The sequence below is a fragment of the Variovorax sp. J31P207 genome (assembly GCF_030316965.1).
GTDB classification, from domain to species: domain Bacteria; phylum Pseudomonadota; class Gammaproteobacteria; order Burkholderiales; family Burkholderiaceae_C; genus Variovorax; species Variovorax ginsengisoli_B.
Genome location: NZ_JASZYN010000007.1, coordinates 333,710 through 352,504, shown reverse-complemented (window position 1 = coordinate 352,504; position 18,795 = coordinate 333,710). Strand labels below are relative to the sequence as shown.

Annotated in this window: 19 protein-coding genes; 13 read left to right on the top strand and 6 right to left on the bottom strand. The window is 70.5% G+C overall.

Translation table 11 applies throughout. The features are described 5' to 3' along the window. Positions 1–22: 22 nt before the first annotated feature. Genes coaD through pcp form a run of 5 tightly spaced genes read left to right on the top strand, consistent with a single transcriptional unit; the run spans position 23 to position 3,593 of the window. Positions 23–526 carry a pantetheine-phosphate adenylyltransferase gene (gene coaD, locus QTI68_RS24755; protein ID WP_286525363.1) on the top strand — a complete coding sequence of 168 codons (504 nt, stop codon included), beginning with the start codon at positions 23–25 and terminating at the stop codon, positions 524–526. After that, positions 523–1,182 (top strand): 5-oxoprolinase subunit PxpB, encoded by a 660-nt coding sequence (gene pxpB, locus QTI68_RS24750; protein ID WP_286525362.1) that lies wholly within the window; start codon positions 523–525, stop codon positions 1,180–1,182. The genes coaD and pxpB overlap by 4 nt, the downstream gene beginning before the upstream one ends. Continuing rightward, the gene (locus QTI68_RS24745) at positions 1,182–2,222 is read left to right on the top strand and encodes a 5-oxoprolinase subunit C family protein (protein WP_286525360.1); all 1,041 of its coding nucleotides are present in this window, start codon (positions 1,182–1,184) and stop codon (positions 2,220–2,222) included. The genes pxpB and QTI68_RS24745 overlap by 1 nt, the downstream gene beginning before the upstream one ends. Next, the gene (gene pxpA / locus QTI68_RS24740; RefSeq protein WP_286525359.1) at positions 2,212–2,949 is read left to right on the top strand and encodes a 5-oxoprolinase subunit PxpA; all 738 of its coding nucleotides are present in this window, start codon (positions 2,212–2,214) and stop codon (positions 2,947–2,949) included. Before QTI68_RS24745 ends, pxpA begins: the two co-directional genes overlap by 11 nt. Further along, entirely contained in the window at positions 2,946–3,593 is a 648-nt protein-coding gene (gene pcp, locus QTI68_RS24735) for a pyroglutamyl-peptidase I (RefSeq protein ID WP_286525357.1), read from the top strand. Before pxpA ends, pcp begins: the two co-directional genes overlap by 4 nt. 2 nt (positions 3,594–3,595) lie before the next feature. Here pcp and QTI68_RS24730 read toward each other — a convergent pair whose 3' ends face one another. After that, positions 3,596–4,306: an alpha/beta fold hydrolase gene (locus QTI68_RS24730; protein ID WP_286525356.1), complete on the bottom strand. Its 711-nt coding sequence runs from the start codon at positions 4,304–4,306 to the stop codon at positions 3,596–3,598. Positions 4,307–4,378: 72 nt separating this feature from the next. On the opposite strand from QTI68_RS24730, the gene QTI68_RS24725 reads away from it, so the two are divergent. From QTI68_RS24725 to glxR, 8 genes are all read left to right on the top strand, one after another. Next, positions 4,379–5,053: a histidine phosphatase family protein gene (locus QTI68_RS24725; protein WP_286525354.1), complete on the top strand. Its 675-nt coding sequence runs from the start codon at positions 4,379–4,381 to the stop codon at positions 5,051–5,053. 134 nt (positions 5,054–5,187) lie between these two features. Then, entirely contained in the window at positions 5,188–6,570 is a 1,383-nt protein-coding gene (locus QTI68_RS24720) for an amidase family protein (protein WP_286525353.1), read from the top strand. Between the two features lie 35 nt (positions 6,571–6,605). Continuing rightward, positions 6,606–7,424 (top strand): phytanoyl-CoA dioxygenase family protein, encoded by an 819-nt coding sequence (locus QTI68_RS24715; protein ID WP_286525350.1) that lies wholly within the window; start codon positions 6,606–6,608, stop codon positions 7,422–7,424. Positions 7,425–7,451: 27 nt separating this feature from the next. Further along, positions 7,452–8,483: a LacI family DNA-binding transcriptional regulator gene (locus QTI68_RS24710; RefSeq protein ID WP_286525349.1), complete on the top strand. Its 1,032-nt coding sequence runs from the start codon at positions 7,452–7,454 to the stop codon at positions 8,481–8,483. Positions 8,484–8,580: 97 nt separating this feature from the next. After that, the gene (locus QTI68_RS24705) at positions 8,581–9,540 is read left to right on the top strand and encodes a Bug family tripartite tricarboxylate transporter substrate binding protein (protein WP_286525347.1); all 960 of its coding nucleotides are present in this window, start codon (positions 8,581–8,583) and stop codon (positions 9,538–9,540) included. Positions 9,541–9,550: 10 nt separating this feature from the next. Continuing rightward, positions 9,551–10,882, top strand: a complete 1,332-nt coding sequence (gudD, locus tag QTI68_RS24700; protein ID WP_286525343.1) for a glucarate dehydratase — start codon at positions 9,551–9,553, stop codon at positions 10,880–10,882. Between the two features lie 74 nt (positions 10,883–10,956). Further along, positions 10,957–11,745 carry an HpcH/HpaI aldolase family protein gene (locus tag QTI68_RS24695; RefSeq protein ID WP_286525341.1) on the top strand — a complete coding sequence of 263 codons (789 nt, stop codon included), beginning with the start codon at positions 10,957–10,959 and terminating at the stop codon, positions 11,743–11,745. Positions 11,746–11,758: 13 nt separating this feature from the next. After that, positions 11,759–12,637, top strand: a complete 879-nt coding sequence (gene glxR, locus QTI68_RS24690) for a 2-hydroxy-3-oxopropionate reductase (protein WP_286525339.1) — start codon at positions 11,759–11,761, stop codon at positions 12,635–12,637. Here the strand turns inward: glxR and QTI68_RS24685 are convergent, their stop codons facing one another. The 5 genes from QTI68_RS24685 to QTI68_RS24665 form a co-directional block, all read right to left on the bottom strand. Further along, positions 12,638–13,972: a tetratricopeptide repeat protein gene (locus tag QTI68_RS24685; RefSeq protein ID WP_286525337.1), complete on the bottom strand. Its 1,335-nt coding sequence runs from the start codon at positions 13,970–13,972 to the stop codon at positions 12,638–12,640. Between the two features lie 13 nt (positions 13,973–13,985). Beyond that, on the bottom strand, positions 13,986–15,392 hold the full coding sequence (locus QTI68_RS24680; RefSeq protein ID WP_286525335.1) for an amidase: 1,407 nt from the start codon (positions 15,390–15,392) through the stop codon (positions 13,986–13,988). Then, entirely contained in the window at positions 15,389–16,882 is a 1,494-nt protein-coding gene (locus tag QTI68_RS24675) for an ABC transporter substrate-binding protein (RefSeq protein WP_286525334.1), read from the bottom strand. The genes QTI68_RS24680 and QTI68_RS24675 overlap by 4 nt, the downstream gene beginning before the upstream one ends. A gap of 91 nt (positions 16,883–16,973) precedes the next feature. Then, positions 16,974–17,804 carry an ATP-binding cassette domain-containing protein gene (locus QTI68_RS24670; protein ID WP_286525332.1) on the bottom strand — a complete coding sequence of 277 codons (831 nt, stop codon included), beginning with the start codon at positions 17,802–17,804 and terminating at the stop codon, positions 16,974–16,976. Next, positions 17,801–18,790: an ABC transporter ATP-binding protein gene (locus tag QTI68_RS24665; RefSeq protein ID WP_286525330.1), complete on the bottom strand. Its 990-nt coding sequence runs from the start codon at positions 18,788–18,790 to the stop codon at positions 17,801–17,803. The genes QTI68_RS24670 and QTI68_RS24665 overlap by 4 nt, the downstream gene beginning before the upstream one ends. Positions 18,791–18,795: the final 5 nt, after the last annotated feature.

Genomic DNA, 18,795 nt, shown 5'->3' with positions numbered 1-18,795 from the left:
GCCGAATCAGGAGGAAACAAGCATGTCCAGCAACGTGATCGCCGTATATCCCGGCACCTTCGACCCCATGACGCTCGGTCACGAGGACGTGGTTCGGCGCGCGACCCAGCTGTTTTCGCGGGTCATCGTCGCGGTGGCAGCGGGACACCACAAGAAGGCCTTGTTCTCGCTGCAGGAGCGCATCGACATGGCGCGCGATGCCGTCAAGCCCTACAGCGACCAGGTCACGGTCGAGAGCTTCTCGGGCCTGCTGCGCGACTTCGTGGTCGCCCGCGGCGGCAAGGCGATGGTGCGCGGCCTGCGCGCCGTGACCGACTTCGACTACGAGTTCCAGCTGGCCGGCATGAACCGCTCGCTGATGCCCGAGGTCGAGACCGTGTTCCTGACGCCGAGCGACAAGTACCAGTTCATCTCCAGCACCTTCGTTCGCGAGATCGCGATGCTGGGCGGCGAAGTCGACAAGTTCGTCTCGCCCAACGTCCAGGACACCCTGCTCGCCAAGGTCCGCAGCCTCGGGCGCGAATGAGTCCCCCGCCGCTTCGGCTGCATTCGCTGGGCGAGGCCGCCTTGCTGTGCGAGCTGCCGGCGCCGGCGACGCTGGTCCAGCAGCAGCGCATCTGGGCGCTGGCCGCGGAAGCGATGCAGTGGCGCGGCGTGCAGGAGGTGCTGCCGGGCATGAACAACCTGAGCCTGCTGTTCGATCCGGCGCAGATCGATGTGGTCGAACTCGAGATGCAGGTGCTGTCGGCCTGGCCGCAACTGGCCGCGGCCGGCATCCAGGGCCGGGAGGTCGAGATTCCGGTCGCCTATGGCGGCGAGTCCGGCCCCGACCTGGCCGAGGTCGCCCGCCACACCGGCCTGTCGCCGGCCGAGGTCGTGAAGCGGCACAGCGCGGGTCACTACGTGGTGTACCTGCTCGGCTTCCTGCCGGGCTTCGCCTTCATGGGCGGCCTGCCGCCGGAGCTGGCGACGCCGCGGCGCAAGGAGCCGCGCCTGGCCGTGCCGGCGCGCTCGGTGGGCATCGGCGGCGAGCAGACCGGCATCTACCCGCTGGTCTCGCCCGGCGGCTGGCAGCTGATCGGCCGTACCTCGCTCGAGATGTTCGATCCGGGCGCGGCCGAGCCGACCCGCCTGCGGCCGGGCGACCAGGTGCGTTTCGTGGTCGAAAGCATGGAAGCCTGATGACGGCCGCTTTCGGACTCACGGTCCTGCGGCCCGGCATGCTGGCCTCGGTGCAGGACCTCGGGCGTCCGGGCCATCGCCAGCTCGGCATCTGCCCGGGCGGTGCGCTGGACACGCTGGCCCTGACCCTCGCCAACCGGCTGGCCGGCAACCCCGACGGCGCCGCCGGCCTCGAACTCACGATGGGCGGCTGCGAGATTCGCTTCGAGGTCCCGACCCGCATCGCGCTCGCCGGCGACGACTTCGGCGCCACGCTCGACGGCGTGCCGCTGTGGCCGTGCTGGAGCCTGCCGGTGGCCGCGGGGCAGGTGCTCAAGCTGGCCGGCGCCAACCGGTCGGCACTGAAGGCCGGGCTGCGCAGCTGGCTGGCGGTGGCCGGCGGGATCGATGTCCCGGTGATCCTCGGCTCGCGCAGCACCGACCTCAAGGCCGGTTTTGGCGGCCACCACGGGCGGGCCCTCAAGAAGGCCGACAAGCTGGCGCTCGGCACGACGGCACTGGACGCGCAGCAGCTGGCGCGGCGGCCCTTCGGCGTGCGCAGCCCCGATCCGGGCCGGGGCAGCGACGGCGCGACCGTGCTGCGGGTGATGCCCGGCCCCGAGTTCGAGCAGTTCACGATCGCGTCGCGCGAGGCGCTGTGGGGCGGGTCCTGGCGCCTGACGCCGCAGAGCAACCGCATGGGGAGCCGGCTCGAGGGCTTCGAGCTCAAGCGCCGGCGCGCCGTCGACATGCTGTCCTCGGGCGTGATCCCGGGCACGATCCAGGTACCGCCCTCGGGCCAGCCGATCATCCTGATGGGCGATGCCCAGACCACCGGCGGCTATCCGCGCATCGGCGTGGTGATCCGCGCCGACCTCTGGAAGCTAGCGCAGGCGCCGCTCAATGGCAGGCTGCGGCTGCAGCAGGTCGATTCGGCACAGGCGCTGGCCGCCTGGGACGAGCGCCGGCGCTACCTCTCGCAGGTGGCGCAAGGCCTGGCGTCGGCGGGGTGGATCGCACCGGCGCAGAATCCTCCCCAAGGAGAAAGCGATGCAGATTGACCTCAACGCCGACCTCGGCGAGGGATGCGACAACGACGAGGCGCTGCTCGGGCTGGTGAGCTCGGCCAACATCGCCTGCGGCTGGCACGCCGGCGACGCCCGCACCATGCAGCAGTGCGTGCGCTGGGCGATTGCCAACGGCGTCGCGATCGGCGCCCACCCGAGCTTCCCGGACCGCGAGAACTTCGGCCGCAGCACCATGCACCTGCCGCCCGAGGAGATCGTCGCCGGTGTGCTCTACCAGATCGGCGCGCTGGCCGCGATCGTCAAGGCCGAAGGCGGCCGGCTGGCCCACGTCAAGCCGCATGGCGCGCTGTACAACCAGGCGGTCAAGGAGCCGGCGCTGGCCGAGGCGATCTGCGAGGCGGTGCGCCGCTTCGATCCCTCGCTGCGCTATTTCGGGCTGGCCGGCAGCGGCATGATCGGCGCGGCCGAGCGGGCCGGCCTGCGGCCGGTCGAGGAGGTCTTCGCCGACCGCGGCTACATGCCCGACGGCAGCCTGGTGCCGCGCAGCCAGCCGGGCGCCCTGATCGACGACGAAGAAGCCTCGCTGGCGCAGACCCTGTCGCTGGTGCGCGACCGGCAGGTGCGCGCCATCGACGGCAGCCTGGTGGCGGTGAATGCGCAGACGGTCTGCCTGCATGGCGACGGCCCGCATGCGCTGGCCTTCGCGCGCCGCATCCGCGAGCGGCTGGCGGCCGAAGGCATCGGGGTCGCGGCGACGTGAACGTCCTGCTGACCGGCTTCGAGCCCTTCGACCGGGAGACGGTCAATCCGTCCTGGGAGGCCGTGCGCGCGCTCGACGGCTGGCGCCAGGGAGGTGCCGTGGTGCATGCGCGCCGCATCCCCTGCGTCTTCGGCGTCGCGCTGCGCGCGCTCGACGCGGCGATCGACGAACTGCAGCCGCAGCTGGTGCTGGCCGTCGGCCAGGCGGGCGGCCGCAGCGAGTTCACGCCCGAACGGGTGGCGATCAATGTCGACGACGGCCGCATCGGCGACAACGCCGGCCACCAGCCGATCGACCAACCGGTGGTGGCGGGCGCGCCCGCGGCCTACTTCTCGACTTTGCCGATCAAGGCCATGGTGCGCGACCTGCGGGCCGCGGGCATCCCGGCCGCGGTGTCGAACAGCGCCGGCACCTTCGTCTGCAACCACCTGTTCTTCGGGCTGATGCACCGGGCCGCGACCCGCCCGGTGCCCGGCATGCGGGCCGGCTTCATCCACGTCCCGTACCTGCCCGAGCAGGTGGCGCGACTGCCGGGGCAGCCGAGCATGGCGCTCGCCACCGTGGTCGCCGCGCTGCGCGTCTCGATCGCCACGGCGCTCGCGGTCGGTGAGGACATCCGCGAGACCGGCGGCCAACTGCACTGAACTCAGGGCGCGACCAGAAGGCGCTCCAGCCAGGGCCCCAGCGTGGCGTTGACGAGCTCCGGCCGCTCCATCGTGAGCATGTGGCCGCACTGCGGGACCCAGACCAGCTCGGCCTGCGGCACCAGGGCGGCGATCTCGCTCGAGCACTCGGGCGGCGTCAGGCGATCGCCGTCGCCGCACATCACCAGCACCGGGCAGCGCAGCGAGGGCAGGTGGGGGCGGGCGTCCGGGCGCGCCATCAGGGCCCGGTTCTGTCGCACCAGCTGCGCTGCGCCGGCATCGAGCACCAGTTCGACGTAGCGCCGCAGCAGTGGGGCATCGCCGCCGCGCGAGGTGTGGAAGGCGAAGCCGGCGTTCAGCTCGATCACGTCGCGGGCCTCGCCGTTCTCGAACAGCTCGATCGCCGAACGCCTCAGTTCGAACATCTCGGGCGTTTCGGCGCGCGCGTTGGTGCCGAGCAGGGCCAGCCCGGCGATGCGCGCGGGCGCCTGCCGCGCGACCTCCATCGCGACCATGCCGCCCATCGAGGCTCCGCAGAGGATCAGCGGGCCCGGGTGGTCGGCCAGCACGGCGGCGGCCATGGTCTCGATGCGGTCGCAGCGCATGTGGGCGTCGCTCACGCGGACATCGAGCGCCGGGGGCAGGGCCGGCCGCTGGGCCTCCCAGAGGCGTTCGTCGCAGGCGAGTCCGGGGAGCAACACGAGGCTTGGCATGCCCGGATTCTCGGTGAAGCCGCGAACGGTCGCGTGCCTGACACCGGCTGCGGGGAGAATAGACCCCTGCCTATGTCCACTCCCACCGAACTCATCCTGATCCGCCACGGCGAGACCGACTGGAACCGCGAGCTGCGTTTCCAGGGCCACATCGACGTGCCCCTCAACGACATGGGTCACGAGCAGGCGCGCCGCCTCGGACTGCGCCTGGCCGGCGAACCGGTGCAGCAGCTGATCAGCAGCGACCTGATGCGGGCGCAGCAGACCGCGGCGCCGGCCGCGCGCCAGCTCGGGCTCGAGATCCTCACCACCGTCTCGCTGCGCGAGCAGAACTTCGGCATCGTCGAGGGGATGCGCGCCGACGAGATCCAGGCCCGGCATCCGCGCGCCTGGGAGGACTGGCTGAAGTTCAGCGAGGACCATGCGATGCCCGAGGGCGAATCGCCGCGCCAGTTCCACGCCCGCATCATCGAGGCGCTGGGCCGCATCGCGACCGCGAACACGGGGCAGCGGTTGCTGGTGGTCACCCACGGCGGCGTGCTCGACATGGTCTGGCGCACCGCGCGCGGGTTGGGACTCAACGGGCCGCGACAGAGCGACATTCCCAATGCCGGCTTCAACCGCATCCGCATCGCCGAGGCCGCGAAGCCCGATCAGATCGAGATCGTCGACTGGGCCGATACCCGGCATCTGGCGGACCTGCCGGAGCAGCCGACGTACGACCAGCGACGGCATTTGAAATCCTGAGACCTTGCGGGACAGACCAAGAAACTGCGCAGCAGTTTTTGCTCTGTCCTCGACCTCCTGAGACCTTGCGGGACAGACCAACAAACTGCGCAGCAGTTTTTGCTCTGTCCTCAACTGACTAGAGGATCCGCCCCATGCACTACGCGACCACCCCCGAACTAGTCGCCGCCCTGCAGTCCGGCAAGACCTCCGCCGCCGCGCTGCTGGCAGATTCCATCGCGCGAATCGAAAAGTTCGACCCGGCGCTCAACGCCGTCGCAGTGCGCGATTTCGAGCGTGCCCGCGTGGCCGCCCTGGCCGCCGACGCCGCGCTGGCGCGGGGCGATCGCCGCCCGCTGCTGGGCGTGCCGGTCACGGTCAAGGAGGCCTTCAACGTCGAGGGCCTGCCGACCACCTGGGGCATCCCCGGCACCGGCCAGCCGCCCGCGGCCGAGGACGCGGTGCTGGTGCGCCGGCTCAAGGCGGCCGGCGCCATCGTCATCGGCAAGACCAACGTGGCGATGCAGCTGGCGGACTGGCAGTCGAGCAATCCGGTCTACGGCCGCACCAACAATCCCTGGGATCTGGCACGCACGCCCGGCGGCTCGTCGGGCGGCAGCGCGGCGGCGCTGGCGGCGGGCTACGTGTCGCTCGAGTTCGGCTCCGACCTGGTCGGCTCGCTGCGCGTGCCGGCCCATTTCTGCGGCGTCTTCGCGCACAAGCCCACGCACGGACTGGTGCCGATGCGCGGCAGCGCGCCGCCGGGCACGCCGGCCCTGTCGGCCGACCCCTGGGTCGACCTCGCGGTGGTCGGCCCGATGGCGCGCAGCGCCGCCGACCTGGGGCTGGCGCTCGATGTCGTCGCCGGCCCGGACGATGCGCAGGCGATCGCGTACCGGCTGGTGCTGCCGCCGGCGCGCCATGCCGCGCTGGCGGATTTCCGCGTGCTGTTGCTCGACACCCATCCGCTGGTGCCGACTTCCGCGGCGGTCCGTTCGGCCTTGCAGCGCCTGGCCGACGGCCTCGCGCGCGCCGGCTGCAGGGTCGAGCGCGGCAGCCCGCTGCTGCCCGACCTGGCGCGGGTGGCGTCGCTCTGGGGCCAGCTCTTGTGGGCCCAGCTCGGTGCGGACATGCCGGGCGCCGAAGCCGGCATCAGCCATCGCGACTGGATTCACGCCGACCGCATGCGCGCCGCCACGGCGCATCGGTGGCGCGCCTTGTTCGCCCAGTGGGACGTGGTGCTATGCCCGGTGTCGCCGACGCCGGCCTTCCCGCACGATACGGGCGAGATGGAAGCGCGGCGGCTGCGGATCGACGACTACGAGATCGCCTACAAGGACCAGTCGCCCTGGTCGAGCCTGGCGACGCTGACCGGGCTGCCCGCGACCGCGATGCCGATCGGCCTGAGCGAGGAGGGGCTGCCGGTCGGCATCCAGATCATCGGCCCGTACCTGGAGGACCGCACGCCCATCGCCTTCGCCGAGGCCGTGGAGCGCGCCTTCGGCGGCTTCGTCCCGCCGCCTGGCTACGGCGGCTGAACTGCCCATAATGGGCGCCTCCACGAGGTGCACACATGGCGCAATTGTCCGCACGAGAGATCGCGCAGTACCAGTCCGAAGGCTGGGTGATCCCGCAGTTCCGGCTGCCCGAGGCGCGGGTCGCGACGATGCGCGAGGCGCTCGACGAGCTGATCCGCAACAACCCCGGCGTGCGTCCCGAGAAGCTGGTCTCGGCGCATGTCGAGGGCGACAACGGCGAAGGCGTGCGCGGCAGCCGGCGCTTTCTCGAACTGGCGATGGACCCCGAGATCGTCGAACTGGTGTCGGGCGTGATCGGCGACGACGTGATCCTGTGGGGCTGCCACGTGTTCTGCAAGCCGGCGGCCGAAGGCTACGAGACCCCCTGGCACCAGGACGGCCACTACTGGCCGATCCGGCCGCTGGCCAACTGTACGGTCTGGGTGGCGCTGGAAGCGTCGACGGTCGAGAACGGCTGCCTGCGCGTCATTCCGCGCTCGCACCGCGGCCAGGTGCTGCACGCGCACCTGCATGAAGACCGCACCGACCTGACCCTCAACCAGCGCCTGGCGGCGGGCAGCTTCGACGAGGCCTCCGCGGTCGACCTCGAACTGCAGCCGGGCCAGATGTCGCTGCATGACGTCTACATGATCCACGGCGCCCAGGCCAACACCTCCGCGAAACGCCGAACCGGCGTCGCCCTGCGCTACATGCCCGCGACCTCGGTGTTCGAGCGTGATCTGCGGCCGGTCGACGGCAAGAGCGGCGTGGCGGTCGATTTCGCCCGCCGGCCGCTGTGGCTGCTGCGCGGCATCGACCGCAGCGGCCGCAACGATTTCGAGGTCGGGCACCGGGCGATGGGGCTGGATCGGTAGCGCTACCGCGGGCCTAGAATCCGGGCCATGAGCAATGAGGAGCCTCCGGTCCGACGGGCCCGCCGCGGCAGCGGCGCGGTCACGCTGCACGATGTCGCCAAGCTGGCCGGCGTCGCGCCGATCACGGCTTCGCGCGCGCTGAGCAGTCCCCGGCAGGTGTCGGCCGAGGTGCTGCAGAAGGTCACCGCGGCCGTCGAGCGCACCGGCTACGTGCGCAACGTGCTGGCCGGCGGGCTGGCGTCCACCCGCAGCCGGCTGGTGGCGGCGGTGGTGCCGACCATCGCCGGCCCGGTGTTCCTGCAGACGGTCCAGGCGCTGACCCAGGCGCTGGCCGAGCGCGGCTACCAGTTGATGCTGGGCCAGAGCGGCTACGTCGATTCGCGCGAGGACGCGCTGCTCGAGGCCATCATCGGCCGCCGTCCCGACGGCATCGTCCTGACCGGCATCATGCATTCGACCGAGGGCCGCAAGCGCCTGCTGGCGGCCGGCATCCCGGTGGTCGAGACCTGGGACCTGACGCCGACGCCGCTCGACATGCTGGTGGGCTTCTCGCATCCCGAGGTCGGCCGCGCGGTGGCCGAGTTCCTCCATGCCCGCGGCCGGCGCCGGCTGGCGGTGATCGCCGGCGACGACGAGCGCGCGTTCCGTCGGCTGCAGGCCTTCCAGGAGACCGCGCGGGCCATCGGCCTGCCCGAGGTGGCCGTGGTGCGGGTGCCGGCCCCGACCACCCTCAAGAGCGGCCGCGCGGCGCTGGCCGAGCTGCTGCGCGATGCGCCGGGCATCGACGCGGTGTTCTGCAGCTCGGACCTGCTCGCGCTCGGCGTCATGACCGAGGCGCAGGCGCGCGGCATCGCGGTGCCCGGGCAGCTGGCGGTGGTCGGCTTCGGCGACCTCGAGTTTGCCGCCGATCTCCACCCGGCCCTGACCACGGTGCGGATCGACGGCACGGCCATCGGCCGCCAGGCGGCGCAGTTCATCGTCGAGCGGGCCGAAGGCGGCCAGCGCGGCCCGCGGGTGGTGGACATCGGCTTCTCGATCATCGAGCGCGAGAGCGCCTGATCGGTACAAACCCCTAGCAGCTGTTTTGAGAAGGTAGCGCTATCATTCGGTACCAGAAGGTAGCGCTACCATTCCAATTCATCCGCAGGAGACAGACATGAAACGATTGCTCGGCACCCTCGCGCTCGGCCTCGCGGCCCTCGGCGCCCAGGCCCAGGACTGGCCCCAGAAACCCGTGACGCTGGTGGTCCCGTTCCCGGCCGGCGGATCGACCGACATGGTGGCGCGTGCCATCTCGCCCCGACTCGGCGAGAAGCTGGGCCAGTCCTTCCTGGTCGACAACAAGGCCGGGGCCACCGGCACCATCGGCGCCACCTTCGTGAAGCGGGCCGCACCCGACGGCGCCACCTTCCTCGTGACCTCGCTCGGCCCGCTGGTGATCGCACCGCACCTGATCAAGGGCATGCAGTACGACGCACTGAAGGATTTCGACCCGATCACGGTGGCGGTGCAGGCGCCCAACGTGCTGGTGGTCCCGGCCAAGTCGCCGTTCAAGACGGTGGCCGAGGTGATCGCCAACCTGAAGGCGCATCCCGGCAAGATGACCTTCGCGTCCTCGGGCAACGGCTCCAGCGACCATCTCACGGCCGAGCTGTTCTGGCAGCAGACCGGCACCAGCGGGCTGCACGTGCCCTACAAGGGCGGCGCGCCGGCGATCACCGACCTGCTCGGCGGCCAGGTCGATGCCTCGTTCCAGAACGTCAACGCGGTGGTGCAGAACATCAACGCCGGCAAGCTGCGGGCGCTCGCGGTCACCGGCGACAAGCGTTCGCCGGTCCTGCCCGACGTGCCGACCACGGCCGAGGCCGGCGTCAAGAACCTCGAGGTGTATTCGTGGCAGGCGATCGTCGCGCCCAAGGGCCTGCCGCCGGCGCTGCGCAGCAAGGCGCATGATGCGATGACCGCGGCGCTGAACGACCCCGCCGTGAAGCAGCAGTTCACCGCCATCGGCCTGGAGGTGGTCGCCAACACGCCCGAGCAGTTCGCCAAGTTCCAGCAGCAGGAGTCCGCCCGCTGGAAGAAAGTGATCGAGACAGGCAAGATCACCATCGACTGAGAGACCCGCCATGTCCCACTCCACTCCCCTCGTCACCGACTTGCGCGTGATCCCGGTCGCCGGCCGCGACAGCATGCTGCTCAACCTGAGCGGCGCCCACGGCCCCTTCTTCACCCGCAACCTGCTGATCCTCAGCGACAACGCCGGCCGCACCGGCGTCGGTGAAGTCCCTGGCGGCGAGAAGATCCGCCAGACCCTCGAGGACGCTCGCGACCTGGTGGTCGGCCAGTCGATCGGCCATTGCCAACGCGTGATGCAGCAGGTCCAGAAACAGTTCGCCGACCGCGATGCCGGCGGCCGCGGCCTGCAGACCTTCGACCTGCGCACCACGATCCATGCCGTGACCGCGATCGAGTCCGCGCTGCTCGACCTGCTGGGCCAGCACCTGGGCGTGCCGGTCGCGGCGCTGCTCGGCGAAGGTCAGCAGCGCGACGCGGTCGAGATGCTGGGCTACCTGTTCTATGTCGGCGACCGCGACAAGAGCGACCTGCCCTACGCCCGCGAGCCCGAGGCCGACAACGACTGGTTCCGCCTGCGCCACGAGAAGGCGATGACGCCCGAGGCCATCGTGCGGTTGGCCGAGGCGGCGCGCGACAAGTACGGCTTCAACGACTTCAAGCTCAAGGGCGGCGTGCTGCGCGGCGATGAGGAAGTCGATGCCATCGTCGCGCTGCACGAGCGCTTCCCCGAAGCGCGCGTGACGCTCGACCCGAACGGCGGCTGGCTGCTCAAGGATGCGATCCGCCTGGGCCAGCGGATGCGCGGCGTGGTCGCCTACGCCGAAGACCCCTGCGGCGCCGAGGAAGGCTTCTCGGGCCGCGAGGTGATGGCCGAGTTCCGGCGCGCCACCGGCCTGCCGACCGCCACCAACATGATCGCCACCGACTGGCGGCAGATGAGCCACGCGCTGGCGCTGCAGTCGGTCGACATCCCGCTGGCCGACCCGCATTTCTGGACCATGGCCGGGTCGGTGCGCGTGGCCCAGACCTGCCGCGACTGGGGCCTGACCTGGGGCTCGCATTCGAACAACCACTTCGACGTCTCGCTGGCGATGTTCACCCAGGTCGGCGCCGCCGCGCCGGGCCGTGTCACGGCGATCGATACGCATTGGATCTGGCAGGACGGCCAGCGGCTCACCAAAGAGCCGCTGCAGATCGTCGGCGGCCACGTGCAGGTGCCGAAGAAGCCTGGCCTGGGCGTCGAGCTCGACATGGTCGAGGTCGAGAAGGCCCATCAGCTCTACAAGCAGCACGGCCTGGGTTCGCGCGACGATGCGGCTGCGATGCAGGCGCTGATCCCGGGCTGGAAATTCGATCCCAAGCGGCCGGCGTTCGACCGTTGAAGACATTGCGGGACAGACCAAGAAACTGCGCAGCAGTTTTTGCTCTGTCCTCAACTGACTAGAAGGAGCTGTTCATGAGAGAAAACCGCCTGCGCACACTATGGAAATCGGGAGGCGCCGCGGTCAACGGCTGGCTCGCGATCCCGAACGGCTTTTCGGCCGAGACCATGGCCCACCAGGGCTGGGATTCGCTGACCATCGACCTGCAGCACGGCGTGGTCGACTACCAGTCGATGATCCCGATGCTGCAGGCGATCTCCACCACCGACACGGTGCCGGTGGTGCGCGTGCCCTGGCTCGACCCGAGCGCGCTCATGAAGACGCTCGATGCCGGCGCCTACGGCGTCATCTGCCCGATGATCAGCACCGCCGACGAGGCCGCCAAATTGGTGGCCTACACCCATTACGCGCCGCGCGGCACGCGCAGCTTCGGCCCGGTGCGTGCGCTGCTCTACAGCGGCGCCGATTACGCCCAGCATGCCAACGACACCATCGTCACCTTCGCGATGATCGAGACCGCGCAGGCGCTGGAGAACCTCGACGCCATCATGTCGGTCGAGGGCCTGGACGCGGTCTACATCGGGCCCTCGGACCTTTCGCTGGCGCTCGGCTGCCGGCCGGTGTTCGACGACGTCGACCCGCCGGCGGCGCAGGCGATCGACCACATCCTCGAACGCGCCAAGGCGCACGGCCTGGTGGCCGGCATCCACAACGGCACGCCCGAGGGCGCGCTGGCGCGCATCGCCAAGGGTTTCCAGTTCGTCACCGTGAGCTCGGATGCGCGCCTGATGGCCGCCGGCTCGCAGCAAGTGCTTTCGAAGATGCGCGCCGCACCGGCCGCGCCCGGCTCCACCTCCTACTGAAAGGGAACATCACATGAAGATCGGATTCATCGGCCTCGGCATCATGGGCGCGCCGATGGCGCAAAACCTCATGAAGGCCGGCCACGAGATGGTCGTGCGCACGCGCAGCAAGGTGCCCGACGCCTTGCAGGGCGCCACCGTCTGCAAGACCAACGCCGAGGTCGCGCGCGCGGCCGAGGTCGTCATCCTGATGCTGCCCGACACGCCCGACGTCGAGCAGGTGCTGTTCGGCGAGGACGGCGTGGCCGCGGGCCTCGGCAAGGGCAAGACCGTGATCGACATGAGCTCGATCTCGCCGATGGAGACCAAGCGCTTCGCCAAGAAGATCAACGAGCTCGGCTGCGACTATCTCGATGCGCCGGTGTCGGGTGGCGAGGTCGGTGCCAAGGCAGGCAGCCTGACGATCATGGTGGGCGGCGACGAGGCCGTGTTCGAGCGCGCCCGGCCGCTGTTCGAGGCCATGGGCAAGAACATCACGCTGGTCGGCGGCAACGGCGACGGCCAGACCACCAAGGTCGCGAACCAGATCATCGTGGCGCTCAACATCGCCGCGGTCGGCGAGGCGCTGCTGTTCGCGAGCAAGGCCGGCGCCGACCCGGCCAAGGTGCGGCAGGCCCTGATGGGCGGTTTCGCGGCCAGTCGCATCCTCGAGGTGCACGGCGAGCGGATGATCAAGCGGACCTTCGATCCGGGCTTTCGCATCGCGCTGCACCAGAAAGACCTGAGCCTGGCGCTCGCGGGGGCCAAGGAGATGGCTGTGTCGCTGCCGCAGACCGCTTCGGCGGCGCAGCTGATGCAGTCCTGCGCCGCCCATGGCTGGGACCAGCTCGACCATTCGGCACTGGTCAAGGCGCTGGAGCAGATGGCCGCACACCAGGTGGCGGCGGGCTGATCAGTCGAACGCGGGCAGGCCGAGCCGTGCGCAGACTGCCGCGACCTGCTTTCGCAAGCGCAGAGACTCCGGCTGGCGGTTGACCTGCTGCTGCAGGATGCCCTGGGCGCCGGCCAGCGAAGCCTCGGTGCCGAGGCGCACCAGTGCATCGAGGTACACCTGCTCGAACAGGTCGCGCTGGGCATGGCTGCCGCCGATCTCGACCAGCCGCGGCAGCGCCAGCCCCAGCCCATCGATCGCCGCCGCGAAGTCGCCGCGGGCATGGGCACGCAGCCCGTGCGCCGCCGGCACGCAGACCCGCTGCCAGGCATCGCGGCTCGAAGGCGGCGCATGCGGCGCGAAGGACTCGATGCTGCGCAGCAGCAGGTCGGCCTCGTCCCGGCCGGCACGTGCCAGGCCGTAGAGGTATTGCAGGTCCAGGAAGGGCAGCACGTGGTCGTCGAGGCGCCGTGCGAGGTGGCTGCACAGGTCCTGCCAGCGATCTCCGACCGGAATGCCCGCGAGCTCGAAGCGCGCCAGCAACGACACGGCGCCGATCTGGTCCTGCGAATAGTCCTTGACCACGCCCCAGACCTCCCGGTCGTAGACCTCGAGCGCCTCGGCGTCGCGGCCGAGGTCGATCAGGAACAGGGCCACGTGCCACCAGTTGTGCGTGACCATGAAGGAGTTGAGCCCGACCCAGGTGTCGCTGAGCGCGCGCATCACGGCCAGTCCTTCGGCCAGGCGCCCCTCGGTCAGCATCACGTGCGCGAGCGCGTGGTGCGCCCACGGCTCCTTGCGACGCATCATGATCGCGCGGCGCGCGCTGGCCTCGGCTTCGCGCATCAGGTGGCATTGCTCGTAGCCGAAGGCGGCCATGCCGTGCAGGTACGCGACGTCGCCGGCCGCCGGCAGCGCGGCCAGCGCGAGTCGCAGCATGCCGGGGCAGTCGCCGCTGTTGAAGCAGTGGTACTGGCCGAGCTTGAGCGAGGCCAGGTCGCGCGGATGCTCCCTGGCCTGCTCCTGGTGCAGCGCGATCGCGCGCGCGATGTCGCCCGCGGCCCAGGCCGCGACGGCGTCGATGTAGCGCTGCTCGCGCGGGGTGGCGCGCGACGCCCCGGCCTGGGCGCGTTCGAGGAAGGGGCGCGCATTGGCCACTGCATCCTTCGATTCGGCGAACAGGTGCAGGGTGGCGCAGTAGGCCTGCACCAGCGGGCTCGGGTCATGGGCGGCGGCCAGCGTGTCGACCGCCCGGGCCTCGCAGGCGATGAAGCCCTCGACGAAGGCATTGACCGCCGGCAGGCTCGCCGCGTCGTCCAGCGTGACCGGATTGCCGAGGCTGTCGGTGCTGCGCATGGCGTCGCGCCGCTCAGTCGCGCGGCGGTTCGGGCCAGGGCCGCTGCGGGTCGCGGATCTGCTCGAAGGCGCGCGAGACCTTCAGTACGCCCAGGTCGTCGAAACGCCTGCCGGCGATCTGCAATCCGATCGGCAGTCCGCCGCTGCTGTAGCCGCAGTTGATCGAGGCCGCCGGCTGCTCCGACATGTTGAACGGCACCGTGAAGCCGATGTGCTCCAGCGGGCGCAGCGGATCGTTGGTGGGCGACGGCGCCTCGGCCGCGGCCGGCAGGTTGGGTGCGGTCGGCGAGATCACGTAGTCGTAGCCGGCGCAGGCCGCCACAGCGGCGACGCGGGTCGCGTGGAACTGGCTGAAAGCCCGGAACACGTGTTCGCCGCTGAAGCCCTCGGCGCTGTCGGCCCACTGCCGGATATAGGGCAGCACCTTGGCGCGCTGGTCGGGGCGCAGCGCGTTCATGTCGACCCGCGAGCGCATGCGCCACAGGTGGTCCATGCCGTCGAGCATGGTTTGCGTCATGAAGGGCTGCATCGGCTCGATGATCGCGCCCGCGCGTTCGAAAAGCCGCGCCGCATGCTCGACCGCGGCGCGGATCTCGGGCTCCACCGCCAGGCCGCAGCCGGCGTCGAGCAGCAGGCCGATGCGCAGGCCGCGCAGGTGTTCGACCCCGACGTCGAAACCGGACCAGTCGATCGCCTCCGGCGGCAGGCTCATGCTGTCGCGCGCGTCGGCCAGCGACAGCGGCGCCATCATCAGCGCCGCGTCGGCCACCGTGCGCGTCATGGGGCCGGCGGCGCGCCCCATGTAGGGCGGGTCGATCGGGATCCGGCCCAGGCTGGGCTTGAGCGTGAAGATGCCGCACCAGGCGGCCGGCAGGCGCAGCGAGCCGCCGATGTCGGTGCCGATGTGCAGCGGGCCGTAGCCCGCGGCCGCCGCGGCGCCGGCGCCGGCGCTCGAACCGCCCGGCGTGCGCGACAGGTCCCAGGGATTGCGCGCCAGCGCATGGAAGCTCGACAGGCCGGAGGACAGCATGCCGTAGTCCGGCATGGTGGTCTTCGCGAGGATCACCGCGCCGGCTTCCTTGAGCCGTGCCGCGGGCGGCGCGTCGACCGCCGCCGGCCGCAGGTCGGTGGCCGCGGTGCCGGCCGGCATCGGGTCGCCGCGGGTCGCGATGTTCTCCTTGATCGTGGTCGGGACGCCGTCGAGCGGGCCCAGTGGCTCGCCGCGGGCCCAGCGCGCCTCGGCCGCGCGGGCCTGTTCCAGCGCGGCCTCGGGGCGCAGCAGCCAGGTGGCCTGCAGCCGCGGCTCCCAGCGCCCGATGTGGTCCAGCACCGACTGCGTCACCTCGACCGGGGAGAGGCGCTTGGCGCGGTAGCCGGCGATCAGTTCGCGCGCCGACAGGTCATGCAGCGCGCCGGTCACGACCAGGACAGCGCCGACAGGTCGTTGACGAAGATCGGCATGTCCTTCCACAGCCCCCGCACGCTCTTCTTCGCCACGGTCGGCCACTGGGGCTGGAACAGGAAGCCGTTGGCCGCATCGTTGGCCAGCAGGCGCTGGGCGTCGCCGAGCAGCTTGTTGCGCTCGGCCGCATTGCCGGTGGTCTTGATCTTGTCGAACAGCGCGTTGAAGTCCTTCGACTGGTAGCCCCAGTAGTAGTCGGCCTTGGCATAGTTGCCGAGGTCGAAGGGCTCGACGTGGGAGACGATCGTGAGGTCGAAGTCGTGGCCGCCGCCGTAGGTGCCGCTGAGCCACTGGGCCCACTCGACGTTCTGCACTTTCACGTTGATGCCGATCTTGGCCAGCTGGGCCACGATCATCTCGCCGCCCTGGCGCGCATACGGCGGCGGCGGCAAGGTCATCGTGAGTTCCAGCGGCGTCTTCACGCCGGCCTCGGCCAGCAGCGCCTTGGCCTTCTCGATGTTGAACGGGTTCACGCCCGTGGTGTCGACATAGCCCGCGGCGCCCGGCACGTAGTGGCTGCCGATCGGCACGCCGAAGCCGTCGACCGCGCCCTCGATCAAGGCCTTGCGGTCGATCGCCATCAAGATCGCGCGCCGCACGCGGACATCGTCCAGCGGCTTGCGCTTGTTGTTGATCGCCAGGATGGTCTTGGCCCGCGAGCCGCTCAGGATGACCTGGAACTGCGGGTTGTTCTTGAACTGCGGCACGACGCGCGTGCCGATGCGCGGGAAGGCATCGACGTCGCCGGCCAGCAGCGAGGCGGCCTGGGCTGCCGGGTCGGAGATGAAGCGGAAGCTGACCTTGTTGAGCTTGGCTGCGCCCGGGTTGCGGAAGCCGTCCCATTTGGAGAGCACCAGCGAGCTGCCCTTGTTCCAGCTGTCGAGCTTGTAGGGGCCGGTGCCGACCGGCTTGGTGGCGTTGGTGTCGGCGCTCTTGGGCTCGACGATGACGGCGGTCGCCTGGCCCAGCACGAAGGGCAGGTCGGGGTCGATTTCCTTGTTGATGATCACCACCGTGTAGTCGTCGACCACCTGGGTGCTGAAGTTGGCGAAGGTGCGCTTGTCCTTGTTGGTGCTCTTCTCGCCGCCGGCGCGGTCGAACGAGAACTTGACCGCCTGCGCATTGAAGGGCTCGCCGTTCTGGAACTTGACGCCGCGGCGCAGCTTGAAGGTGTAGGTGCGCAGGTCGGGCGAAACCTCCCAGCTCTCGGCCAGCAGCGGCGTGACGCTGCCGTCGGAATTGATCTTGGTCAGCGTCTCGAGGATGTTGTAGAGAACGATCTCGCCGATCGCCGAGGCGGCGCCTGCGGTCGGGTCCAGGCCCGGCGGTTCGAGCGCCATGCCGATCACCATCGCGTCCTTTCGGCCCTGCGCCAGTGCGGCCTGCGGCAGCGCGAGCGGCACGGTGGCGAGTGCGGCGGTGGTCAGGAGGGTACGGCGATTCAGCATGGTTCAGGGCTCCAGGGAAAGGCGGATGGGAAATACAGTGTTACATCATCGCGAACCGGCGCCCGCGCCGCAAGCATTTGCTCATGCGCGATCATGCCGAAGCCAGCGGTTCGGCGCGCGGCACCGCGTCCAGCAGCGCCCGGGTATAGGGATGCTGCGCGTGCGCGAAGAGATGCCGCGGCGCGCCGCGCTCGACCACGATGCCGCGATGCAGCACGCAGACCTCGTCGCACAGGTGGTTGACCACCGCTAGGTCGTGGCTGATCAGCAGGTAGCTGATGCCGAACTGCTGCTGCAGGTCCTGCATCAGGTTCAGCACCTGGGCCTGCACCGAGACGTCGAGCGCGCTCACCGGCTCGTCGGCCACGATCAGCTTCGGCCGCGTGATCAGGGCCCGCGCGATGGCGATCCGCTGGCGCTGGCCGCCCGAGAATTCGTGCGGGTACTTGTGCAGGTCGGTGCTGCGCAGGCCGACGGCGGCCAGCGATTCGCCGGCCCGTTCGCGTTGCTCGGCCCGGCTGGTCTCGGCCAGCGCCTCGAGCGGCTCGGCGACGATCCGCGCGACCGTCTGGCGCGGATCGAGCGAACCATAAGGGTCCTGGAACACCATCTGCACGTCGCGTCGCGCGGCGCGCAGTTCGTCTTTCGGCAAGGCGTGCAGGTCGCGTCCCATCAGCTTGACGTGACCGGAAGTCGGCCGGTCGAGCGCCATCACGAGCCGTGCGATGGTCGACTTGCCCGAGCCCGATTCACCGACGATGCCCAGGCTCTGGCCGGGCCGGACGCTGAAACTCACGCCATTGAGCGCCTTCACCATCGGCGCCGGGCCGAACAGCCGCTCGCGCGGCAGCGTGTAGTGGCGCACCAGGTCCGTGACTTCGAGCAGCGCGGCGGACTTCGGGTCCGGGTCGAACTGCGTCATGCGGCGGCTCCCGCAACGGCGGCGATCTCGTCGAGCCGTATGCAGCGCACCCGGTGGTCGCGCGGCAGCGAGACCGCCGGCGGGCGCGTGGCCTCGCAGGCGTCGACCGTGTAGCGGCAGCGGCCCGCGAACGGACAGCCCGGCGGCAGGTCGACCAGTTCCGGCACGCTGCCGCGGATGGTCGCGAGCTTGAGGCCGCGCGGCGCGCCGAGCGCCGGGCGGGCCGCGAACAAGCCTTGCGTGTACGGATGCGCCCGCTCGGCGAAGACCGCGGCGGTCGGCCCGCTCTCGACCACGCTGCCACCGTACATCACGAGCATCTTCGAGACGCTCTCGGCGATCACACCGAGGTCGTGCGAGATCAGGATCAGGGCCATCCCGCGCTCCGCGACCAGGCCGCGGATCAGCTCGAGGATCTGCTTCTGGATCGTGACGTCGAGCGCGGTGGTCGGCTCGTCGGCGATCAGCAGGTCGGGCCCGCAGGCCAGCGCCATCGCAATGCCGATGCGCTGGCGCTGGCCGCCCGAGAACTGGTGCGGATAGGCGTCGAGGCGCGAGGCCGCATCGGGGATGCCGACGCGCTCGAGCAGTGCCAGCGCCTCCCTGCGCGCGTCGGCGGCCGAGAGGCCGCGGTGCAGCCGCAGCGGCTCGCCGACCTGGCGGGCGATCGTGTGGACCGGGTTCAGCGCGGTCATCGGCTCCTGGAAGATCATGCCGATGCGATCGCCGCGCAGCTTGCACATCTCGCGCTCGGGCAGGCCGACCAGTTCGGTCCCCTCGAAGCGGATGCTGCCGCTGACCTTGGCGCTGGCCGGCAGCAGGCCCATCAGCGATTGCACCGTGATCGACTTGCCGCAGCCGGATTCGCCGACGATGCCCATCGTCTCGCCGCGCTCCAGCGTGAAGCCGATGCCGCGCACCGCCTCGGCCGGGCCGCGCTGCGTCTGCAGCTGCACATGAAGGTCGTTGACTTCGAGAAGAGGCATGGGAG

Excerpts from the sequence above, each read along its gene's own strand:
- QTI68_RS24675 (WP_286525334.1), bottom strand. The coding sequence starts at position 16,882 with ATGCTGAATCGCCGTACCCTCCTGACCACCGCCGCACTCGCCACCGTG.
- QTI68_RS24710 (WP_286525349.1), top strand. The coding sequence starts at position 7,452 with ATGAGCAATGAGGAGCCTCCGGTCCGACGGGCCCGCCGCGGCAGCGGC.
- gudD (WP_286525343.1), top strand. The coding sequence starts at position 9,551 with ATGTCCCACTCCACTCCCCTCGTCACCGACTTGCGCGTGATCCCGGTC.
- QTI68_RS24745 (WP_286525360.1), top strand. The coding sequence starts at position 1,182 with ATGACGGCCGCTTTCGGACTCACGGTCCTGCGGCCCGGCATGCTGGCC.
- glxR (WP_286525339.1), top strand. The coding sequence starts at position 11,759 with ATGAAGATCGGATTCATCGGCCTCGGCATCATGGGCGCGCCGATGGCG.
- QTI68_RS24695 (WP_286525341.1), top strand. The coding sequence starts at position 10,957 with ATGAGAGAAAACCGCCTGCGCACACTATGGAAATCGGGAGGCGCCGCG.
- pxpB (WP_286525362.1), top strand. The coding sequence starts at position 523 with ATGAGTCCCCCGCCGCTTCGGCTGCATTCGCTGGGCGAGGCCGCCTTG.
- coaD (WP_286525363.1), top strand. The coding sequence starts at position 23 with ATGTCCAGCAACGTGATCGCCGTATATCCCGGCACCTTCGACCCCATG.
- QTI68_RS24705 (WP_286525347.1), top strand. The coding sequence starts at position 8,581 with ATGAAACGATTGCTCGGCACCCTCGCGCTCGGCCTCGCGGCCCTCGGC.
- QTI68_RS24715 (WP_286525350.1), top strand. The coding sequence starts at position 6,606 with ATGGCGCAATTGTCCGCACGAGAGATCGCGCAGTACCAGTCCGAAGGC.
- QTI68_RS24670 (WP_286525332.1), bottom strand. The coding sequence starts at position 17,804 with ATGACGCAGTTCGACCCGGACCCGAAGTCCGCCGCGCTGCTCGAAGTC.
- QTI68_RS24720 (WP_286525353.1), top strand. The coding sequence starts at position 5,188 with ATGCACTACGCGACCACCCCCGAACTAGTCGCCGCCCTGCAGTCCGGC.
- QTI68_RS24685 (WP_286525337.1), bottom strand. The coding sequence starts at position 13,972 with ATGCGCAGCACCGACAGCCTCGGCAATCCGGTCACGCTGGACGACGCG.
- pxpA (WP_286525359.1), top strand. The coding sequence starts at position 2,212 with ATGCAGATTGACCTCAACGCCGACCTCGGCGAGGGATGCGACAACGAC.
- QTI68_RS24730 (WP_286525356.1), bottom strand. The coding sequence starts at position 4,306 with ATGCCAAGCCTCGTGTTGCTCCCCGGACTCGCCTGCGACGAACGCCTC.
- QTI68_RS24725 (WP_286525354.1), top strand. The coding sequence starts at position 4,379 with ATGTCCACTCCCACCGAACTCATCCTGATCCGCCACGGCGAGACCGAC.
- QTI68_RS24665 (WP_286525330.1), bottom strand. The coding sequence starts at position 18,790 with ATGCCTCTTCTCGAAGTCAACGACCTTCATGTGCAGCTGCAGACGCAG.